The organism is Nodosilinea sp. LEGE 07298, from assembly GCF_015207265.1.
Lineage (GTDB): Bacteria > Cyanobacteriota > Cyanobacteriia > Phormidesmidales > Phormidesmidaceae > Nodosilinea.
In genome coordinates, this window is record NZ_JADEXE010000416.1 from 1 (window position 1) to 4,708 (window position 4,708).

Annotated in this window: 4 protein-coding genes; 2 read left to right on the forward strand and 2 right to left on the reverse strand. The window is 56.5% G+C overall.

The annotated features are described in order from the left end of the window. Positions 1 to 603, reverse strand: a 603-nt coding sequence (locus IQ273_RS30675; protein WP_194026878.1) for a YgcG family protein, incomplete at its 3' end; no start/stop codon positions are given. A gap of 302 nt (positions 604 to 905) precedes the next feature. On the opposite strand from IQ273_RS30675, the gene IQ273_RS30680 reads away from it, so the two are divergent. Beyond that, positions 906 to 1,997: a hypothetical protein gene (locus IQ273_RS30680; protein ID WP_194026879.1), complete on the forward strand. Its 1,092-nt coding sequence runs from the start codon at positions 906 to 908 to the stop codon at positions 1,995 to 1,997. 91 nt (positions 1,998 to 2,088) lie between these two features. Continuing rightward, positions 2,089 to 2,502 carry an alternative ribosome rescue aminoacyl-tRNA hydrolase ArfB gene (gene arfB / locus IQ273_RS30685; RefSeq protein ID WP_194026880.1) on the forward strand — a complete coding sequence of 138 codons (414 nt, stop codon included), beginning with the start codon at positions 2,089 to 2,091 and terminating at the stop codon, positions 2,500 to 2,502. A 180-nt stretch (positions 2,503 to 2,682) separates the two neighbouring features. Here the strand turns inward: arfB and dnaK are convergent, their stop codons facing one another. Further along, positions 2,683 to 4,596 carry a molecular chaperone DnaK gene (dnaK, locus tag IQ273_RS30690; protein ID WP_194026881.1) on the reverse strand — a complete coding sequence of 638 codons (1,914 nt, stop codon included), beginning with the start codon at positions 4,594 to 4,596 and terminating at the stop codon, positions 2,683 to 2,685. Between the last annotated feature and the right edge of the window lie 112 nt (positions 4,597 to 4,708).

Below are 4,708 nucleotides of genomic sequence, written 5' to 3' on the forward strand. Positions count from 1 at the left end.
CCCCACCGCTATCTCAGGCGAAAACCAATCGGTTAGCGCGGGTGGAATGTAGGAGAGCAGCGGGTTGACCGCTGGCGGCTGGCTAGGGTCAAAATTTTCGACGATCTCATTGACGCCGATCGCCGTGCCCTGGCTGATATTGCCCTGCCTGAACTGGGGCAAAATGGCGTCGTCGATAATGGCCTGGGCTACCCGGTCGTAGCGATGGTCGTAGCCGCTGCCCAGCTCAATGCGCACATTGCGATCGCCGGGGGCCACCAGCAGCAAAATGCCGTCGTTGCGGGCGACATCGCCAATGCCCCAGGTGTTGAACAGGTTGGTGGCAAAGGGCTCAATGGCGTCATCGCCTGTGCCGTAGTCGTAGATTGAGTTCACCGTCAGCAGCACCGCATGCACCCCGGTGCGATCGCGGAACTGTTCTAGCTGGGTCTTGAGCAGGCTCTTTTCACTGGCGCTCAGCACCTGGCCGTAGTCGTTGACATAGGCATCTTGAAAGGCTGGATAGGCGGCCTGGGCAGGCCCCACCCCCCATAGCACCGGCCACAAAAGGGCGATCGCGCTGACCATGGCCAAAAGCCAATAGCGAGATCGGCCCAGCCTCATGGTCCAAAAACGGCTACCAACGACAGACTTGATACACATAACCAGAGTGCTTAGAGAACGACTAGTTCAAGCATTCCCCGGCTAACACTGCGGCTGTCAGAGCCAGAGCGATCGCAACCCTCTGTCGCCGCTTCACTTGCTTGTTGCTGTGCAGAATGCTGGGGCGATCGCAGCCCTCAGCCCCGTGATTGAGATCATCGCTGCCGCTGACTCACCGCACCCAACTGTCTTAGAAATCAGCCAATCTCTTCCTGTAGATCTCCTTAGACCACTCCAACTCTGCCGCAAGCCCCCCATGCCCCATGCAACAACTCAATTTGCCTCTTTTCCCTGCCCCTCAGACTGAGTCAGCCCCGCGCCCTCAGCCCCCGCTCTCCAAGCGCCCCTCCTGGTGGCTAGGCATGGGCATTGTGCTGGGGAGCCTGGCGGGCTACTGGGTGACTTACCAAGTCACCCAAAAAAGTACCGAACAATGGTTTGCTGTCCCCTTCGAAGCTCAGACCCTGGAGCAGCAGCGCCAGAACGGCTTTGCCCTGCCCCAGGCGGCCTATGCTGAGCAACCAGAAAGCCCGGCCCAACAGCGCTCAACTCTTGACATTGACACTATTGAAGAGGCCATTCTCGACAAAAAAGACTACTTCGATACCCAGTCAGCAGAGTATCGAGAGCGACTACTGGCCCTGGAAACCAACCAGGCCGAAATCCTTCAGGTTTCTAAAACCTTAGATGAAAAGCTGACCACACTAGCGGCCCAATCTACCGTAGAAGATGCTGCCCTAGACCTGGCTGATGTGGTTCAGCAGCTCAGTATTCAGGTGGCCCGCAATGCTGAGCTGCGAGCCGCTAATGAAACGGCCCTTTCTCTACGCAAGCGATCCTACGAACAGATCCGACTGCTAGAGCAAGTTGAGGCCTCTAAGCGGGGGGCTGCCAAGCACGCTCAGCTGGCGTTACACTTTCACAGCCAGAGCAAAGCTTCGGTCATTGTGTCGCTGGTGCTGGGCATTGCAGCGGGTTCGCTGGGCGTTCTCATCAGCCGCGAAGGTTGGGACAAATCAGACAATCGCGTGATTTATTCCTTTGCGCTGCTGTCGACAATGGCGCTGTTTTTTAACCAGCTGCCCCGAGTGCTGCAAAGCGAAATCAACTTTCAAAACAACCGCGATATCTACCTGGGCTATTTGACCCTGCGCAACAACATTCACACCTTTGCCGCCACCGAGAAAGGGGTCGGCGTTAACCCAGAGCATCCAGACCAATTTGATGACCTCCAGACGAATCGGTTCATTCACTCGGTCGATGCTAAATTGGTCGAGCTAAACCAGCTTAGAATTGGCATTGATGCGAATCAAAGGGTCGATATCTCCAATGTGCTCAGTATCCCGTCGCGATAGATCAGTCTTTTGAGCGATCGCCGCTACGCCGTTATCCCGTTTCTTTCCGCTCAGGATGGGGCTATGGTGTAGCTAGATACCCGCACCTCAAATGTTGCAAATTACGCCCCGCACCGCCATTCCCCTCAGCGACATTGAGCTGAGCGCCGTTCGCTCCCAGGGGGCGGGAGGCCAAAACGTGAATAAAGTCGCCACCGCTATTCACCTCCGGTTCGATATCAACGCCTCATCTCTGTCACCGCTCTACAAAGAGCGCCTGCTCAATCTCAACGATAGCCGCATCACTCAGGATGGCGTGATTATCATCAAAGCCCAGCAGCACCGCACCCAAGAGCAAAATAAAGAAGACGCCCTCGATCGCCTCAAAACCCTGATCAAAAGCGTCACCGTTACTCCTAAAAAACGCAAACCCACCAAACCCTCTAAAAGCGCCCAGAGAAAGCGGCTCGACAGCAAAACCAAACGTAGCCAGATCAAAGCCCAGCGCGGCAACGTGCGGGATTAGGATTGAATACCTAGCCCTCCCCACCTGAGGCCACCCACTCAACCATCCAGCTTCCATTCTCTGACACCTTGCACCAGTCGCGCCTGCGTCTCCTCAATAAGGGCCAAAAAAAGGCGGATAGCACTTACGCTATCCGCCTTTCTAGCTAGCCAGAGCAAAGCCGTGGGCTAGGCCGCCCGATTAGCTGTTCGAGCCGGGCTCAGAGAACTCAGCATCAATGACGTCTTCACCACCGGAGCCATCGCCAGAGGTGGCATCGGGGCCGGGGGCTGCACCACCCTCAGCATCGCCACCCGCCTGCTGGTACAGGTTGGTGCTGATGCTATACAGAGTCTGCTGCAGTTCGCCCGTGAGGGTTTTGATGGTGTCAAAGTCCTCAGCTTCAATGGCGGTTCGCAGCGCCTTGATTTGCTCCTCAGCTTTCTCCTTGTCGGCGGCGGGCACTTTGTCGCCCATGTCGCTCAGCTGCTTCTCGGCCTGGTAGGCCAGCGAGTCAGCCTGGTTCTTGAGGTCGATGTGCTCGCGACGCTCTTTGTCAGCGGCGGCGTTAGCTTCGGCATCTCTCACCATGCGGTCGACTTCGTTGTCGTCGAGGGTAGAGGCCCCAGAGATGGTGATGGTCTGCTCTTTGCCGGTGCCCTTGTCTTTGGCAGTGACATTCAGAATGCCGTTGGCATCGATGTCAAAAATCACCTCGATTTGGGGCACGCCACGGGGAGCGGCCGGAATGCCAGAGAGTTGGAAGGTACCCAGGCTCTTGTTGTCGCTGGCCATTTCGCGCTCGCCCTGAAGCACTTTGATCTCCACGTTGGTCTGACCGTCTTGGGCGGTCGAGAACACCTCCGACTTCTTGGTAGGAATGGTGGTGTTGCGGGGGATCAGCTTGGTCATCACGCCGCCCAGGGTTTCGACACCCAGCGACAGTGGAGTGACATCCAGCAGCAGGATGTCTTTGACTTCGCCCGCCAGCACGCCGCCCTGAATGGCTGCACCCACCGCGACTACCTCGTCGGGGTTCACGGTTTCGTTGGGCTCTTTGTCGAGGGTACGCTTGACCACATCCTTAATGGCGGGAATGCGGGTCGAACCACCCACCAGCACCACTTCGTCGATGGCAGTTTTGGCGATTTTGGCGTCTTTGAGCGCCTGCTCGACCGGAATGCGGCAGCGATCGATCAGATCGGCGCACAGCTCTTCGAACTTGGCCCGAGTCAGGGTCATTTCGAGGTGCTTGGGGCCATCTTGGGTGGCGGTGATAAAGGGCAGGTTGATTTCAGCCTGGGTGACGCTAGACAGCTCAATTTTGGCTTTCTCAGCGGCTTCAGTTAGACGCTGCAGGGCCTGCTTGTCTTTACGCAGTTCGATGCCTTCCATCTTCTGGAACTCGGCAGCTAGGTAGTCAACGATCTTTTTGTCGAAGTCGTCGCCGCCCAGGTGGGTGTCGCCCGAGGTGGCCAGCACTTCAAACACACCGTCGCCGACTTCCAGAATGGAGACGTCGAAGGTACCACCACCAAGGTCAAATACCAGGATGGTTTCGTTGCTCTTGCGATCGAGACCGTAGGCTAGCGAGGCAGCCGTCGGCTCGTTGATGATGCGCAGCACCTCTAGACCGGCAATTTTACCGGCGTCTTTGGTAGCCTGGCGCTGAGAGTCGTTGAAGTAGGCAGGCACGGTAATGACGGCCTGGGTTACTTTCTCGCCCAGGTACTTACCGGCGTCGTCGGCCAGCTTACGCAGAATTTGAGCCGAAATTTCTTCGGGCGAAAACTGCTGACCCGCCTGGGGACATTCAATTTTGACGTTGTTGCCTACGTTCACTACTTTGTAGGCGACTTCGGTAGACTCGGTTTTAACCTCGTCGAAGCGACGGCCAATAAAGCGCTTGACTGAATAAAAGGTGTTTTCGGTGTTCATTACCGCCTGGCGCTTGGCGATTTGACCCACCAGGCGATCGCCGTTCTTGGCGTAGGCTACTACTGAGGGGGTCGTGCGAAATCCTTCAGCGTTGGCGATGACGGTGGGTTTACCACCTTCCATGACGGCAACCACAGAGTTTGTAGTTCCTAAGTCAATTCCAACTACTTTACCCATGTTTTCTTTCTTTACTCCGGCTTGACAGCTATATCTATAGTGCTTGCAAAGCCTCTTTCGCTGAAGGAGGGGATACCGAACAGCCGAAGGCGGGGTGGAGTAGGGGAGTGGG